15 protein-coding genes and 1 pseudogene are annotated in these 15,192 nt (G+C 61.1%); 9 read left to right on the top strand and 7 right to left on the bottom strand.

The genetic code is table 11. The features are described from left to right. Positions 1 to 13 precede the first annotated feature (13 nt). On the bottom strand, positions 14 to 940 hold the full coding sequence (gene trxB, locus HRU82_06015; GenBank protein QOJ34529.1) for a thioredoxin-disulfide reductase: 927 nt from the start codon (positions 938 to 940) through the stop codon (positions 14 to 16). Positions 941 to 983: 43 nt separating this feature from the next. After that, the gene (locus HRU82_06010) at positions 984 to 1,586 is read right to left on the bottom strand and encodes a dephospho-CoA kinase (protein QOJ37124.1); all 603 of its coding nucleotides are present in this window, start codon (positions 1,584 to 1,586) and stop codon (positions 984 to 986) included. A gap of 72 nt (positions 1,587 to 1,658) precedes the next feature. On the opposite strand from HRU82_06010, the gene HRU82_06005 reads away from it, so the two are divergent. The 7 genes from HRU82_06005 (at position 1,659) to HRU82_05975 (ending at position 9,611) form a co-directional block, all read left to right on the top strand. After that, positions 1,659 to 2,696 carry a right-handed parallel beta-helix repeat-containing protein gene (locus HRU82_06005; GenBank protein QOJ34528.1) on the top strand — a complete coding sequence of 346 codons (1,038 nt, stop codon included), beginning with the start codon at positions 1,659 to 1,661 and terminating at the stop codon, positions 2,694 to 2,696. Positions 2,697 to 2,852: 156 nt separating this feature from the next. Continuing rightward, complete coding sequence (locus HRU82_06000) at positions 2,853 to 3,038, top strand: hypothetical protein (protein ID QOJ34527.1); 186 nt, start codon at positions 2,853 to 2,855, stop codon at positions 3,036 to 3,038. A gap of 213 nt (positions 3,039 to 3,251) precedes the next feature. Beyond that, entirely contained in the window at positions 3,252 to 5,897 is a 2,646-nt protein-coding gene (locus HRU82_05995; protein QOJ37123.1) for a glucosidase, read from the top strand. Beyond that, the gene (locus HRU82_05990) at positions 5,894 to 7,855 is read left to right on the top strand and encodes a glycogen debranching enzyme N-terminal domain-containing protein (protein QOJ34526.1); all 1,962 of its coding nucleotides are present in this window, start codon (positions 5,894 to 5,896) and stop codon (positions 7,853 to 7,855) included. Before HRU82_05995 ends, HRU82_05990 begins: the two co-directional genes overlap by 4 nt. An 84-nt stretch (positions 7,856 to 7,939) precedes the next feature. Continuing rightward, positions 7,940 to 8,446, top strand: coding sequence for a hypothetical protein (locus HRU82_05985; protein QOJ34525.1), 507 nt, complete (start codon positions 7,940 to 7,942; stop codon positions 8,444 to 8,446). A 206-nt stretch (positions 8,447 to 8,652) separates the two neighbouring features. Further along, positions 8,653 to 9,156 (top strand): heme-binding protein, encoded by a 504-nt coding sequence (locus tag HRU82_05980; protein ID QOJ37122.1) that lies wholly within the window; start codon positions 8,653 to 8,655, stop codon positions 9,154 to 9,156. An 83-nt stretch (positions 9,157 to 9,239) separates the two neighbouring features. Then, the gene (locus HRU82_05975; GenBank protein QOJ34524.1) at positions 9,240 to 9,611 is read left to right on the top strand and encodes a hypothetical protein; all 372 of its coding nucleotides are present in this window, start codon (positions 9,240 to 9,242) and stop codon (positions 9,609 to 9,611) included. A 21-nt stretch (positions 9,612 to 9,632) separates the two neighbouring features. Here the strand turns inward: HRU82_05975 and HRU82_05970 are convergent, their stop codons facing one another. Continuing rightward, on the bottom strand, positions 9,633 to 10,532 hold the full coding sequence (locus tag HRU82_05970) for an NAD(P)-dependent oxidoreductase (protein ID QOJ34523.1): 900 nt from the start codon (positions 10,530 to 10,532) through the stop codon (positions 9,633 to 9,635). A 165-nt stretch (positions 10,533 to 10,697) separates the two neighbouring features. Between HRU82_05970 and HRU82_05965 the strand changes: the two genes are divergently transcribed. Further along, the gene (locus tag HRU82_05965; GenBank protein ID QOJ34522.1) at positions 10,698 to 10,895 is read left to right on the top strand and encodes a DUF3565 domain-containing protein; all 198 of its coding nucleotides are present in this window, start codon (positions 10,698 to 10,700) and stop codon (positions 10,893 to 10,895) included. Positions 10,896 to 10,969: 74 nt separating this feature from the next. On the opposite strand, the gene HRU82_05960 is transcribed toward HRU82_05965, so the two are convergent. From HRU82_05960 to HRU82_05945, 4 genes and pseudogenes are all read right to left on the bottom strand, one after another. Then, positions 10,970 to 11,794: a hypothetical protein gene (locus HRU82_05960; protein QOJ34521.1), complete on the bottom strand. Its 825-nt coding sequence runs from the start codon at positions 11,792 to 11,794 to the stop codon at positions 10,970 to 10,972. Positions 11,795 to 11,916: 122 nt separating this feature from the next. Continuing rightward, positions 11,917 to 13,005: pseudogene (locus HRU82_05955) on the bottom strand (dipeptide epimerase). Between the two features lie 39 nt (positions 13,006 to 13,044). Next, positions 13,045 to 13,689, bottom strand: a complete 645-nt coding sequence (locus tag HRU82_05950; protein QOJ34520.1) for a sulfite oxidase-like oxidoreductase — start codon at positions 13,687 to 13,689, stop codon at positions 13,045 to 13,047. A gap of 202 nt (positions 13,690 to 13,891) precedes the next feature. Next, the gene (locus HRU82_05945) at positions 13,892 to 14,041 is read right to left on the bottom strand and encodes a hypothetical protein (protein ID QOJ34519.1); all 150 of its coding nucleotides are present in this window, start codon (positions 14,039 to 14,041) and stop codon (positions 13,892 to 13,894) included. Positions 14,042 to 14,415: 374 nt separating this feature from the next. Here HRU82_05945 and HRU82_05940 point away from each other — a divergent pair, with 374 nt between their 5' ends. Further along, a complete protein-coding gene (locus HRU82_05940; GenBank protein ID QOJ34518.1) occupies positions 14,416 to 15,165 on the top strand; it encodes a TVP38/TMEM64 family protein in 750 nt (249 codons plus the stop codon). Positions 15,166 to 15,192 lie beyond the last annotated feature (27 nt).

Raw genomic sequence — 15,192 nt, 5'->3', positions numbered from 1 at the left:
TCCTCAGGAGGATTTAGCCGTGATGCGGCAGTGATTCCAGGAACCGCTCGGCATCGATCGCCGCCATGCAGCCCGTGCCCGCCGCCGTGATGGCCTGGCGGTATGTTCTGTCCTGAACGTCGCCTGCGGCAAAGACGCCCGGACGGCTCGTGGCGGTTCCTGCTATGGTTCGCAGGTAGCCCTTCTCGTCCATGTCGAGCTGGTCCTTGAAGAGGTCGGTATTGGGACGGTGGCCGATGGCAACGAAGAGGGCGGAACCGGCGAGGTCGGACGAGGCGCCGGTGACCACGTTCTTCAGGCGGACCCCGGTGACATGATCCTGGCCGAGAATGTCTTCGACCACCGAGTTCCATGCGAAGGTGATCTTCTCATGGCCCATGGCCCGCTCTTGCATGATTTTGGAGGCCCGTAACTTATCGCGCCGATGAACCACCGTCACGGTCCTGGCGAACTTAGTGAGGAAGAGCGCTTCCTCCAAGGCGCTGTCGCCGCCGCCGACGACCACGACGTCCTTGTTACGAAAGAAATATCCGTCGCAGGTGGCACAGGTGGAGACCCCATACCCGGTCAAGCGGGACTCATTCGGCAGTCCCAAGCGAATGGCCGAGGCCCCGGTGGCGACGATCAAGGTCTCGGTGTCGATCCGCTGTTCCTCGTCCACGACCAAATGGAATGGGCGTTGCGAGAGGTCGACTCGCGACACATCGCCCGTCAAGAACTCCGTGCCGAACCGCTCAGCCTGGGCCCGCATCTCCTTCATCAGCTCGGGACCCATGATGCCCTTGGAGAAACCGGGATAATTCTCGACCTCGGTCGTGGTCGTCAATTGGCCGCCGGACTGCCAGCCCTCGATGAGCAGAGGGGACAGATTGGCCCGGGCACTGTAGATGGCGGCGGTGAGTCCGGCCGGGCCGGACCCGATGATGACGACCTGTCGCATGGGCGGATGCTAACACACCGCAGCCGCGAGGGAAAAGCGGCGATCACGCGAGCCGCTGCAATTCGCGATACAGCCGTTTCACTTGCGTAAATAGGCGGGAACGAGGCGTGGTGCCGTCCAACACATAGTCGGCGGCGGCAATCTTCTGCCGCATCGGCAGTTGGCTTCTGATCCGGCGCAGGGCTTCCGCGCGCGTAAAGCCGTTGCGGCGCTTGAGTCGGACGATCTGAGTCTCGCGGTCCGCCGTGACGACGACGGTGCGGTCGACTCGTCGGTCGACGCCTGCTTCGAACAGGAGCGGGACTTCGTACACGATGACCGCATTGGGGGTCGCGCGTGCGATGGCGGCGGTGAGCTGCGCCTGCGCGCGGGCGACGCGGGGGTGAATGATGCGTTCCAGACGGCGCAGTTTGACTCGGTTACGAAACACGATCTCGCCGAGGGCTGCGCGGTCGAGCGTGCGATCGTCGTTGAGCACTTGCCGGCCGAAGGCGGCGAGGATGGCGCGCCAAGCCGGTTTGCCCGGTTCCACGACGAGCCGTGCCAAGGCGTCCGCATCAATGGTCCGGGCCCCGCAGCGTGCAAACATCTTGGCCACAGTGCTCTTGCCCGTTGCGACGCCGCCGGTGAGGCCCACGAGGATCATGGGGCGCGACGATACCATGGAGCACAGGAGGCCGCAATCTCGGCTGATTGACTTCTCGCCGCATCCGGCTGTATGACCATCAGCATCATGCGAAGCCTCCTCACACTCGTCGCCTTCTGCCTTGCCATCGGCCTGGCCGGACCAGCCGCCCTGTGGGCGGAGACTGCGCTTCCGGCGGAGTCGCGAGAGTTGGTGGTCGCCTTGGACGGGTCAGGGCAGTATCGATCCATTCAGGAGGCGGTGGATGCTGCGAAGAAGGGCGACACGATTCTCGTCAAGCCCGGTGCCTATGCCGAGGACGTGACCATCCATAGCAAGGAACAGATTCGACTGATCGGGGCCGGAATGGATCAGGTCACGATCGTGGGGCGCGAACGCGTGGGGGTCTTTCATGTCGGCAAGTGGCCTTACGGCGCCACCGACGTCGAGATTGCCGGGATGACCATCAACGAGCACGGTGGTCATGCCATGGGGATCTTCAATGGGCGCGGGATCTTTCTCCATCATGTGCGGGTGAAGGGCATGTTGTTCACCCAACAGGTCGAGGAGGTGCGCATCGAAGATTGTGTCATCGGCGGCAGCGAGACTACGGGGGTACAATTCGCGAATTCGCAGGCCCTGTTGCGGGGAAATCTGATCCACGACAACGACCATGGGGTCAGCATAGCGGGAAAGTCTGCCGTGCGATTGGAACGCAATGTCATCACGCGGAGCCTCTTCGAGGCCGTGATCGTGAACGACCTGTCCCGGGCGGTCTTGGTCGGCAATACCCTCGTGAAGAACGGCGGCGGCGCCGCCTTCCTGGGGACCTCTCAAAACGAGGCTTCGGGAAACATCGTCAGTTACAACACCTACGGTTTCGTGGTGGGGCCCGCAAGCCGGGTGACCCTGTCCTACAATGCGATGCAGAACAAGGAATCCGACTATCTCCGTCCCGGAACGCCGCACCAAGCGGCCCCCGAACTCAAGCCCGATTCCGATTTGACGGTGGATCCACGGTTCGTTGACGTTGCCCGCGACGACTTTCGACTGCGTCCTGACACGACGCTAGTGAAGATCGGCGGGTTTTCCTATCTCGGCGCCCTTCCGCCCCTCGCGGAATCCCACTAGCGATCTCGTGAAACCAGTCACAAATTGAGCGGTTACCTCGCTTTCCCAGTTCCCTACGAGGCCTGTGCTATGCTTTTCCCTACGCAGGATCTCACGGATACTCGTCCTGGCTTAAGAATTGCTTTAACGCAGCCGACAAGAGATTGGAGGCACCAAGTGGCCAGTTATCGATCCGAACTCGAAAAGCGAAGCAATGACGGAATTCCCAACCTGTCCGAGGTGGAATCGGGCAAGCTCGTCGGCGCGATCCTGCCGATGTCCGAGCGAGCCCAACTCCAGTTGCGTGACAGCATCGAAGTCATCGACTACCTGATGAATCAGGAGAGCGTCGTGTGGTCCTAGGCCACGGCTCTCCACTTCCCTCCCGTAGCCCCTCAATACTCCCGGTCCTCGTGACCGTCCTCTGACCGAATAGACTCTACCGACCTCCAGCTTCCGACGGGGATTGCAGTTGCATCTTTCCCGTGCCCGGAGCATGCTGCGCATGCTCGGACGATGCATCTTGGCATGAGAGGGCCCTGCGTGATGTCGGGAGAAACGAAGGACGAGGCACAGATGGACCAGCCGGCCGAGCAACGGCGGCTGGCCGAGGATGACCAACGCAAGCGACACTGGAAGCGGTGGGGGCCCTATCTCAGCGAACGGGCCTGGGGAACGGTTCGTGAAGACTACAGCCCCTTCGGGACAGCGTGGGAGGCCGTGCCGCACGACCATGCTCGATCCAAGGCCTATCGATGGAACGAGGATGGATTGGCCGGCCTCTGCGATCGCCATCAATTCATCTGTCTGGCGTTAGCGCTTTGGAATGGACGCGACCCCATCCTGAAGGAACGGCTGTTCGGTCTGACCGGCAATGAAGGCAATCATGGGGAGGATGTCAAGGAGTACTATTTCTACCTCGACTCCACGCCGACGCATTCCTACATGAAGTGTCTCTACAAATATCCTCAAGCGGCATTTCCCTACAGTCGGTTGGTCGCGGAAAATCAACGGCGCGGTCGGACCGATTCGGAGTTCGAACTGCTCGACACGGGGGTGTTCGAGGGGGACCGATATTTCGATGTGTTCGTGGAATATGCCAAGGCGACGCCGGAAGACCTGCTCTGGCGGATCACGATCGCTAACCGTGGTCCGGACCCAGCCGATTTGACGGTGCTCCCGACACTCTGGTTTCGCAACACCTGGTCCTGGGGGCTGGATGTCCGACGCCCGCGAATGCGACAGGGGCCGTCTACCGCCTCCGTCAGCACCGTCGAGTTCGATCATGACTATTACGGCCGGCGGCGGCTGTTGTGCGATGGGGCTCCGCCGTTGTTATTTACCGAAAACGAGACGAACACTCGCCGCCTCTACGGCGATGCCGACGGGGCTTCGTATGTGAAGGACGGCATCAACGACTATATCGTCCATGGCGACCAGCGCGCGGTCAATCCCGAGCAGGTCGGATCGAAGGCGGCAGCCCTCTATCGGCTGATGGTGGAACCAGGCCAGGCGGTGACGCTTCGACTACGGTTCACCAACGAAACCGGCGAGGCGGCGCCGGATCTCGGGCCCTTCGAAGAAGTCTTTGCGAGCCGTATGCGCGAGGCGGATGAATTTTATGCGGGCCTCGCTGCTCCGAATGTCTCGGATGACGCGCGACTGGTGCAGCGCCAGGCCTTTGCCGGGTTGCTCTGGACCAAACAGTTTTATCACTATGAAGTCGATCGCTGGCTTAAGGGGGACCCGGCCGGACCGGAGCCGCCGCCGGAACGCCTACGTGGCCGAAACAGCGAGTGGATGCATCTCTATAACGCCGACGTCATTTCCATGCCGGATAAATGGGAGTATCCCTGGTATGCGGCTTGGGATCTGGCCTTTCATTGCCTGCCCCTTGCGCTGGTCGATTCCCGATTTGCCAAGGATCAGCTCGTCCTGATGTTGCGGGAGTGGTACATGCATCCCAACGGCCAAATTCCCGCCTATGAATGGGCGTTGGGAGACGTGAACCCGCCGGTGCATGCCTGGGCGACGTGGCGGGTCTACAAAATCGAAAAGAAGCGGAAGGGCGTGGGAGATCGTATCTTTCTGGAACGGGTGTTCCACAAGCTCCTGCTCAACTTCACCTGGTGGGTGAACCGTAAGGATGCCGAGGGGAAGAATATCTTCCAAGGCGGATTTTTAGGGCTGGACAATATCGGCGTGTTCGATCGGAGCAAACCGCTTCCGACCGGAGGCCACATCGAACAGTCGGATGCCACCAGTTGGATGGGGATGTACTGTCTCAACATGTTGACGATTGCGCTGGAATTGGCGCGTGAGGATCGCGCCTACGAAGATGTCGCGAGCAAGTTCTTCGAGCATTTCGTCTACATCTGTCGGGCGATGAACAATATCGGCGGCGAGAAGATCGAACTCTGGAACAAAGAAGACGGATTCTTTTACGATGTGTTGCACCTGCCGGATGGCAAAACGTTTCCCATGAAACTTCGATCGATGGTCGGGCTCATTCCGCTCTTTGCGGTGGAGACCCTCAACTCCGAATTGATCGACCGGCTGCCGCGGTTCAAGCATCGGATGCAATGGTTCATCGAGAACCGTCAGGATTTCGGTCAACATATCGAGACCCAGTCGCAGGACGGCGAGGTGCGCCGCTTCCTATCGCTTGTCAACCGCCATCGGCTGATGCGCGTGCTGCACTACCTGCTGAACGAGCAGGAGTTCCTGTCGCCCTATGGCGTGCGGGCTCTGTCCCGCCACCACCACGACCATCCCTATGTCTTTTCGGCGATGGGGTTTCACCATCGCGTCGAGTACCAGCCGGCGGAATCGACGAACGGGCTGTTCGGCGGCAATTCCAATTGGCGCGGGCCCGTGTGGTTTCCCGTGAACTATCTCCTCATCGAGTCCCTGCAGAAGTTCCACTATTTTCTGGGGGATGCTTTCCTCGTCGAATATCCGACCGGTTCGGGGCGCAAGCTGAATCTCGCGCAAGTGGCCGCAGAACTGTCGCGTCGCCTGACGCACATCTTTCTTCGCGGACCGGACGGGCGGCGGCCGGTCTACGGCGGAACGGAGCGGTTCCAACGCGATCCGCATTGGCGAGACGTGATTCTGTTTTACGAATATTTCCATGGCGACAACGGGGCGGGCATCGGAGCCTCGCATCAAACCGGCTGGACGGGACTCGTCGCCAAGCTCATTCAACAGTCGGGGGAATGACCGTGACGGTCGACACCAGAACCTGCCAAGACCTCGATCGTGCCGTGAGTCTCGAATGGTTGGAGACCAACGGGCTGGGTGGGTACGCCAGCGGGACCGTCGCCGGGGCGAACAGCCGGAGGTACCACGCCCTGCTGTTGGTGGCCAGGAATCCGCCGCTCGATCGCGTGGTCTTGGTGAATCACCTTGAAGAACGGGTCGATCTGGACGGACAGTCCATAGCCCTCTCGACGAATCTGTATCGCGGCGCCGTTGATCCGGAAGGGTTTCGGTATTGTGACGCGTTTTCGCCCGTTCCCTGGCCGACCTGGCGGTATCACGTCGCGGGGATCACTCTGCGGCGCGAGATCTGTTGTCTTCCGGGACGGGATCTGGTCATCGTGCGATGGAGTCTGGACGCGCCGTCCACGGCTGCGATCGTGCTGCGCGTGCGGCCGATGCTCTCAGGCCGCGATTTTCACGCCTTGCACCAGGAAAACGTCCACCTGCGCCCGGCGGCCGAAATGAGCGAAGGGCGGGTGACCTGGCAGCCCTATCGAACCCTGCCGGCCGTGCAAGCCCTCCACAACGGTACGTATCGTCACGAGCCCTATTGGTATCGCCAGGTGGAGTATCCGATCGAGCGGGAGCGGGGACTCGATCATGTCGAGGATTGGTGGTCGCCGGGTGAATGGCAATTTACGCTCGGACTTGGAAAATCGGCTGAGCTGGTGTTGACGACCGAGGCGAATGCTGCGGTGGATGTCGCTCTGAGCTTGACCGCAGAGGGTCGTCGTCGGGAAGGCCGCGCCCGTTCCAGACCGACGGAAGATCCCCTGGTGCGGAGATTGTGGGAAGCGACGGAAGCGTTCCTAAGCCGGCGTGGGACGGGGCATACCGTGATGGCGGGATATCCCTGGTTTGCCGATTGGGGGCGCGATGCGTGCATTGCCTTGCCGGGCCTCTGCCTGGTTACGGGGCGATATGACATTGCTCGGCAGGTTATCGAGGCCTTCGCGTCGGAGCTGTCGCAGGGCATGGTGCCGAATCGGTTCACGGAGGGCGGCGCGCCGGACTATAACAGCATCGATGCGTCGCTCTGGTTCGTCCATGCGGTGGATCGGTACCTGCACTACAGTCGTGACTTCGACGGGATTCGCAAGGTGGCTTGGCCTGCGATCAAGCAGATTGTCGAGGGGTATCGGTGCGGAACTCGATACGGTATTCGCGTCGATGACGATGGGCTGGTGACCGGCGGCATCGACGGCGTCCAATTGACGTGGATGGATGTCAAGGTGGGCGAGTGGGTCGTGACGCCGAGGCACGGAAAGCCGGTCGAGGTTCAGGCTCTGTGGGTGCGAGCCCTGGCCATTGCGGCGTCGTGGGCGGACCAGTGCGGTGAGCCGGCCTATGCGGAGCGCTGTCGACAAGATCGCCGGCGAGCGGTCGAGTCGTTCCGTGCGCGCTTCTGGTATCCGGCGGGGCGATACCTGTTTGATGTCGTGGATGGACCGACCGGTGACGATGCCTCGCTCCGCCCGAACCAGGTCTACGCCCTGGCGCTGGATGATGAGTTGGTGCCCGGCTCACAGGCGCTGCAGGTGTTGCAAGTCTTAAAGGAACGCCTCCTGACCCCGGTGGGGCTTCGTACGCTTGCGCCGGAGGATATTCGGTTCTGTCCCGTCTATGTGGGAACCGTCGCGGAACGGGACGGAGCGTACCATCAAGGAACGGTCTGGCCGTTTCTGCTGGGTCCCTTCGTGACGGCCTGGGTCAGGAAGCATGGCGGCGAGCCGGCGGCGCGGCGGGAGGCGCGCGAATTTCTCGCGGGCTTGGAGGCGCATCTGGACGAAGCTTGCATCGGCCAGGTATCGGAAATCTTCGATGGCCAAGCCCCTCATCTCCCTCGCGGTTGTTTCGCACAGGCCTGGTCGGTGGCAGAACCGTTGCGCGCACTCATCGAAGATATCGCGCGCTAAGCAATGACGACTCCGGTCGAGATTTTCCTCTGATCGCCGGTTCGGAATCTTGACAGTGGCGGAAGCGTTTGGGTAAGGATAGGCATGATCATTCGCCTGATGCCATGGAAGGCGGGCGTGGTAGCCTGTGCGCTCCTTATGGCGGGATGCCAGGTGCTCGCACCAGCCGAGAAGGGGGTCGGAACACGCTCGGCTTCCGTCATGTCCTTGTGGGAACTCTATCGGCACTGTCAGACCAGTCCGGATGTCGAGACGGTCCTCTCTGCCGCCAAGCAGTTACGGCAGTCGGCTGATGTTTCCCTCAACCCTTCTTCCGATCTACTGAAGTCGCTCGATCGGTTCGTGATGCGCCAGCCGGTTCGAACCACTGTGGATCCCAAGGCCATGGCTGCCTCCTGTACCCTGCAGGCGGCGCGCACCAGCGTCATTGCCGGGCGCGAACAAGAGGCGGAGCAACTCCTGTATTCCGTCGTAGCTGGGTACCCGGAGACGGACTACACATTCTACGTCGCCCAGGCCAAGGTGTGGATCGAAGAGCTGCAACGTCCCGGTCCAATGAGCCCCGCCATTCATCCGATTTCCACGTACTAACCCACATCATCTCGGCGCGTTTCTCACCCTCGCTCTTGTTTCGTCTTGCTCTCTGCCCAAACTGCCTGGTTGCAAATCTCCGGGTCAAGCATTGACAGAACACTCCTGTCGCCGTAGGCTCGCCGTTTGCCATGCATCGAACGGGGCGTGGGCACTATTCACAATCGTTTCACGCAAGGGAGGATGTGATGCACAAGGGCATTCAGATGGGAGTCGGGTTCTTGTTGATGGCCGGCGTGGCGCAAGGCGTGGCAGGCGCGGCTGAGGATTTGCCGAAGGAATCCGTGCTCCCTGTGGTGTTAGCCGGCAAGGCCGCGCAGGCGGCCGTCGACTTTTGCAAGAAGGATGGATACCGCGTGAGCGCATCTGTGGTCGATCGCGCCGGGGTGCTGCGCGCTATGCTGCGCGCGGACGGAGCCGGCCCGCATACGGTCGACAGTAGTCGAAAGAAAGCCTACACCGCTGCCAGTCTCCGCCGCCCGACCACGGATCTGGCGGAGATGATCGCCAAACAACCGGCCTTACAGGCCTTGCGCGAGATGAACGAGAGCATCTTGATGGTCGGCGGCGGCTTGCCGATCGAAATTGCCGGTGAAACGGTCGGCGCGATCGGAGTGGGAGGTGCGCCGGGTGCGCATCTGGACGATGCGTGCGCCGAAGCCGGACTTGACGCGATCGGCGCCGCTTCGAAGGTTCCCGGCGCCAAGTGAGGGGGGTGAGGGAGCCGGGGCGGCTGGTGATCGGTCTGGCTCTACTCCTTACGGGCTGCAATAGTGACAAGCCCGAGCCCGCCGTGGTCGATCTGCCCGCGGCCGGCTATCGGCTGACTGTCACCCGTCTGGCCACCCATCCCTTTCTTGCCCGCTTTCGGCTGATCCTTCACATCGAACGACCATCCGGCTGTCCGGCCACGGTGGAACTGTTTCCCGATACCGGGTATGTCGGGAGGAGGAATCTCTATCACCATCCCTCCGGTAGTCTGCTCGTGCTTGGCCAGTACGATGCGAGGGTGATCGAGTCCGAAGCCTGCGTGATTCGCTTGGTGGAGTTTCGATCGTTGGAGCCAGGCGCGACGTTCTTGGGCTCGTTCGATGTCGATCATGAAAAGCGATGGCGGTATCTGCCGGCTTCCGCTCGCGCAGAGCGGCCCTTCGATATACGCTGAGGAGCGCCTTCGATGCCTGGTCTATCCGCTGAGTCGTTCCTTGAACGTCAGCTCGGCCACGGCGGATTTGTCCAATTCCCCCTTTCCGAGGCTCACCAGCCGCGCGTATTGGTGATAGGCGGCCTTGGCGAGGGGGAGCTCCAATCCGACCTCATGCGCCAGGGACAGGGCGATCCCGGAGTCTTTGGCCGCATGGGCGGCGGAGAAATAGCAGTCATGACTTCGGCTCTGCATGTCCTCGCCGTCGGTCTCAAGCACCCGGGAGTTGGCGCCGGTTTGCGAAAACACTTCGCGCAGCATCGTCAGGTCCAATCCCAGCGCCGATCCCAGGCCCAGCCCCTCAGCGAGGGCGGCGGTATTGGCGTTCATGACCATATTGACGAGGGCCTTCACCTTGGCCGCTTCCCCGGCTGGTCCGATATACCGTAGTTGGGCGCTGAGGTCCTGCAGCAGCGGCTGGGCCCGTTCGAAGACATCTGCCCGCCCGCCGCACATCAGGTACAACGTGCCTTGGCGGGCTTGGGTGACGCTGCCGGCCATGCAGGTTTCGAGGCTTTGCCCTCCCTGTTGTTCCACGAGACGCTGGACCTCGAGGTGGAGGGTGGGAGACAAGGTCGCGCAGTTGATGAATAGTCGATTGCCGGCGTGGAGCAACAGGCTGTCCGGTTGTGCTGGTGCATAGATGTTCTGCATCGCCCTGTCGTCGGAAACGACGGTGAGGACCGTGTTGGCGAGTTCTACCACGCGCGCCGGCGTCGGAACCGCCTCGCAGCCGAGCTCCTCTGCCAACGTGGTCGCCTGCTGTGCCAGCACGTCGTAAAGAGCCACGACGTTGTAATGGAGGTCGTGGAGTCGCCGAGCCATGTTGGCCCCCATTCGGCCCACGCCGACAATCCCGATTCGATAGTCCGCCTTCGCCATTCTCGTCCTCCTGCCGAACATGTTACGCTCTCGTGGGGTCGGAGTGTAACATAGTCCTCGGGAGGCCGGAAAACCGCCGAGTGTCAATGTTCAAGCATGGTCTGCACAGCCTGTCCATGCTTCGGCACGGGCTTCGACGATCATTTCAGAAGGCAAGGGGCCGTCATGCAACAAGCCATTGTGGGCTATCATCAGGATGACGAGGGCCATTGGGTGGCCGATCTTCAATGTGGTCACGGTCAACACGTGCGCCATCAGCCGCCGATGACGAGTCGTCCGTGGGTGTTGACGGAGGAGGGGCGGCGATCCTTTCTCGGTACCTATTTGAACTGCAAGAAGTGCGAGGGGGAGGGGCAGGGGTAGGTCGGTGGTTCCCTCTTGACTGCCTGGAGAGCCAGGAGGAAACCGCGAGACTTACGAGAGGGAACGATCTTCTCTCAGACCCAGAGCCAATCGAGCAGTGAGGTGAGCCAACCGGTGAAGTTGGAGAACCACGATTCTTCCTGCGCCGGAGCGTGGGCTGCTGCAGGGGATACCGGCTTGGGTCCGGCCGCGGCGAGCGGCGGTTTCGCGGCTGCGGTTGCCGGCGAGGTAGCGGAGGCTGTCGGAGGCTGGAGTTGAGGTGCCAGGGCTGGCCCTGGCGAGGAATTCCCCGGAGCTTCGGCCGCCTCTCCGGCTTGACTGGTTGAGCCGGCGGCGGAGGTTGAGAGCTGTATCTGCGACGGTTGTGGCGTGATGACGGCAACCAGGTCGAGATCCTGGTGTCCCTCTGTCCCGGAAGTCGGGATGACTGCCTGCGCGGCAGGCTGTTTGGCCATTTCTTGCTCGTAGCGGGCTGTCACGGCTTCCAGGCGGCGCTCGAGCTGCTTGGTCTGGTTGATTTCCCTCAGCATCGTCTGGTATCGGGCTCTCAGGTTTGCGATGTTGAGCCGTAGGGTTTCCAGCTTGGCTTGATTGGCCTTGTGGATGTCCTCGTACGAAACCTGGACTTCCTTGATTTCCTGTTTGAGCTTCGCCAGCGCCAACTCCTCTCGCCGGTTGGTCGCATGGAGGCGGTCCCGTTCGCGCTCAAGCTCCTGAATCGCCGTTTGCGCCTCCGTCAGCTCGTCAGCCTGCGCGTTCGCCTGTTGTTTGACTTGGCTGTAGGTGTGCTGAGAGACACATGCACTGAGGATCAATGCGGTGCCGCCGACCAGGCATCCGATGGTTGCCCGGCGAATGGTGCGTGCACACATGGTCGCGGGACGCGGTGATGGGGGCATCGATTTCATGGAATCCCTCACAAGTGGAGCCAACCTGTTTGAGATCAATTTTTCAGAAAAGGAGGGAAACGGCAAAAGATTTTCGGAAACGTGCAGCGACCGATGAGGCAGAACGAGTCAGTTCATGAGGTGATGGTAATGCAAGGTTCGGGAGGGAAGAGCTGCATTCCCAGCCCTGGGTCGTGCCAGGGCTGAAGGGTGGGCCCTTGATAGCGGTACCCTCCGACCACCGGATCCATGGAGAGGAGCAGTGGTGTGTCTAGGTCGAGGACATCGAATCCACCCAGACCGAGGACCAAGCTGAAGGAGCAGGCCATGGCCAGACGGGTTTCGACCATGCCCCCCACCATGAGTTGCAACCCGACGGATCGGGAGAATCGGGCGATACGGCAGGCCTCCAAAACCCCGGTTTTCATGATTTTGATGTTGATATAGTCGGCTGCCTGGGCGTCCGCCACACGTTGGGCCTCGGCAAGCGAGCGCACGGACTCGTCGGCGGCCACGGGAATTCCCGTCAGGTGCCGGATTGCGTGCAAGCCTTCAAGGTCGTCGCGTACGACCGGTTGTTCCAGGAGGACGAGGCGCCCGCCGAATTGTTTCACGCCAGCGACGAACGACAGACATTCTTCCCGAGAGAACCCTTGATTCCCATCGCCGATGAACGCGAGGCCGGGGAGGGCTTGGTGCACGGCTTCCAGCCGCCGGATATCTTGATCCACGTCCTGCCCGACCTTCATCTTCAGCAGGCGGAAACCCTTCGCATACCAGCCTCGCGCGAGGTGCAGGGTCTTCTCCAGGCTGCAGATGGGAATCGTGATGTCGGTTTCCCGAGGCCGGACATCGGCCCCGCCCCAGAGTTCCCAGAGAGGAATCCCGTGTGAGCGGCAATGAGCGTCGAGGAGGGCCGTCTCTAGTGCGCAACGGGCGGCAGGATGGGCGAGGGTCTGTTCGCGGAACCGGTCTGACAGGCGCTGAAAGGAAGCGACCGGTTCGCCGAGCAGCAACGGGGCTACTTTCCGAATGGCCGTGAGACAGGAATCACGGTTCTCGTCTCCGACTTCGGGAAACGGCGCGGCTTCCCCGAATCCCTGGGTGCCGTCTCGTAAGGTGATCCGGACGATGACGTTCTCGGCCATCGACCGCGTTCCCGTCGCCACGGCGAAGGGATCTGTGATGGGGACATCCAACGGCCAGATGTCGACCTGTCGGACCCTGTGGGCGTCACCGCGAGGGGTCACGCGGACACCTGATCATCCATAGCGATCGTTGTCCCAGGGGAGGGCGCTGTTGGAATAGCCTCGTACTTCCCAAAAGCCTTTTTCATCCCGCTCGGCGAAAGTGATCTCTTTAATCCACTTGGCACCTTTCCACGCATACCGTTTGGGGACGATCATGCGCACCGGCCCCCCGTGGTCCCTAGTGAGAGGCTTGCCGTTCCATTTGTATGTCAGCAACACGTCGTCGTCGTCACAAGCCTCTAGCGGAAGGTTAGTGGTGTAGTCGTCATAGGACTTGAAGAGCACGAATCGGGCGACCGGGTGGGGCCTGACGACCTCCATGACCTGCTTGAAACTGACACCTTCCCATTCGTTGTCATAACGGCTCCAGGATGTGACGCAGTGGAAGTCCGACGTATCCCGGAATTGCGGCTGGGCCAGAAAGTCAGCCCAAGCCCAGATGATAGGATTGGCGACCGCGCCGCTGATCGTCAGCGTCCAGTCGGAGAGGGAAATATCCGGTTTGTAGCCAAGGTCCAGGACGGGCCAGTTTTCAACGAGGTGTTGTCCTGGAGGGAGGCGGCAGTCTCCCTCATAGAACACTTCACGCTCCTCGCCACCACGTCGAGCTTTCGCCCGGTTTTCCTTGCTTCTCACGAGACGGTCGTTTCGTTCCATCGCGGACCTCCGATACGACAGAGTAGGCGAAGAGCCCCTTCGATGACAAGGTCCTGCCGCAACAGGGAAAGTCCATCCGGCTGTGGGGCGACACAGGTGAGAGCGCATGAGAACGGAGAGGAACCGTGGAAGTGCGCGGGACGTCCGGCGGTGGAGGCTCGCCTCATCGTCACGGCCTTCCCGGGAGCGTTGTGTGGCGCGATCAGACGTGCAGCCTGGTCTCGCGTTCACACCAACGCTGGGGACGCATCAACGTGCCTAATGCGGCCACCGCGCAGATCGTCGCCAGGAGGAGGAAACTGGCAATGAGAAAAAATCCGCCTTTCATATCGTGCACCGAGAGAGGTCCCATTATCTCACCCCCCTACGCCTTATTCTAGCACTTCAATCAATTTGCCAGCCGCAGCCGCAACGCCATGTTTCTTCGGGCGATTCTTTCCGAAGGATCGAGAAACAATGTGGGCAGGGGCGCATCCACACAGGAAGCCTCTTTGCCTCGCCGGGCGGTACGGGATGTCGCTGGTTCGGAGTGGTCGTCATGGAAGCACCCAGCCATTCGATCGGTGGTTGAGAAGTCCGACAATACTTCCATTGGGGCCGTCACGGCAATAGAACTTTCGGCGGGACGACATTCCTCCTTGAGCCTCGTCTCCGGGCTCTCGTCTGTTCCATCCAGTCCCCGGCCGGTGTGAACGGCCTGGATTGACAGAGGGACAAGGAGTCACCATGATACGCGCACGCGCCATGGCTACGACCCTCGAATCTCCCGCCACTGTGAAGCATGATGGGTTGAAGCGTCATGGATTTGGCAAATTTGTGTTGGCCGGCGCAGTGGCACTCGGTATCGCCGCGTTCTTGTACCTGGATCTCGGCCAGTACCTGTCGCTGGAGGGACTGAAGGCCAACCGGGATCGCCTGCTCGCCTTTACGGAGGCGAATTATGTGGGCGCGGTCGCGTTGTTTGTGGTGGCCTATTGCGCCGTCGTCGGCTTGTCCCTTCCCGGCGGGACGATCATGACGCTGGCGGGAGGGTTTCTATTCGGCAGTCTGCTGGGAACGCTCTATGTGAATGTCGGGGCGACGCTCGGGGCGACGCTCGCGTTTCTTGCAGCCCGCTATCTGTTGCGAGATTGGGTCGAGCGTAAATTCGGCGTCCGACTGGCGCCCATTCAAGAGGGGTTCGCCAAAAATGCGTTTAACTACTTGATGACCTTACGGTTGATTCCCCTATTTCCCTTTTTCCTCGTGAATATGGTGTCGGGACTGACACGCGTTTCCATTGGCACCTACATGGCGGCCACTTCTTTGGGAATCATCCCTGGAAGTTTCGTGTTCGCCTACGCGGGGCGCCAACTAGGCACCATCAACTCGTTGCGGGAAATTGCCTCCCCGAATGTCTTGACGGCGTTCACGTTGTTGGGGGCGCTGGCGTTGGTTCCGGTACTCTACAAGCAGTATGTCAGGCCTTCGGTGTGAGCACGCTGACCTAGAAAGTGATGCCTG

Origin of the sequence: Nitrospira sp. (genome assembly GCA_015709715.1) — a bacterium.
In the GTDB taxonomy this organism is placed as follows: Bacteria; Nitrospirota; Nitrospiria; order Nitrospirales; family Nitrospiraceae; genus Nitrospira_A.
This window is presented reverse-complemented; position numbering and strand designations above follow the sequence as displayed.

Coding starts and splice junctions, on each gene's coding strand:
- HRU82_05995 (QOJ37123.1), top strand. CDS start 3,252: ATGGACCAGCCGGCCGAGCAACGGCGGCTGGCCGAGGATGACCAACGC.
- HRU82_06010 (QOJ37124.1), bottom strand. CDS start 1,586: ATGATCCTCGTGGGCCTCACCGGCGGCGTCGCAACGGGCAAGAGCACT.
- HRU82_05965 (QOJ34522.1), top strand. CDS start 10,698: ATGCAACAAGCCATTGTGGGCTATCATCAGGATGACGAGGGCCATTGG.
- HRU82_05950 (QOJ34520.1), bottom strand. CDS start 13,689: ATGGAACGAAACGACCGTCTCGTGAGAAGCAAGGAAAACCGGGCGAAA.
- HRU82_05985 (QOJ34525.1), top strand. CDS start 7,940: ATGATCATTCGCCTGATGCCATGGAAGGCGGGCGTGGTAGCCTGTGCG.
- HRU82_05990 (QOJ34526.1), top strand. CDS start 5,894: ATGACCGTGACGGTCGACACCAGAACCTGCCAAGACCTCGATCGTGCC.
- HRU82_05960 (QOJ34521.1), bottom strand. CDS start 11,794: ATGCCCCCATCACCGCGTCCCGCGACCATGTGTGCACGCACCATTCGC.
- HRU82_06005 (QOJ34528.1), top strand. CDS start 1,659: ATGACCATCAGCATCATGCGAAGCCTCCTCACACTCGTCGCCTTCTGC.
- HRU82_05980 (QOJ37122.1), top strand. CDS start 8,653: ATGGGAGTCGGGTTCTTGTTGATGGCCGGCGTGGCGCAAGGCGTGGCA.
- HRU82_05970 (QOJ34523.1), bottom strand. CDS start 10,532: ATGGCGAAGGCGGACTATCGAATCGGGATTGTCGGCGTGGGCCGAATG.
- trxB (QOJ34529.1), bottom strand. CDS start 940: ATGCGACAGGTCGTCATCATCGGGTCCGGCCCGGCCGGACTCACCGCC.
- HRU82_05940 (QOJ34518.1), top strand. CDS start 14,416: ATGATACGCGCACGCGCCATGGCTACGACCCTCGAATCTCCCGCCACT.
- HRU82_05945 (QOJ34519.1), bottom strand. CDS start 14,041: ATGGGACCTCTCTCGGTGCACGATATGAAAGGCGGATTTTTTCTCATT.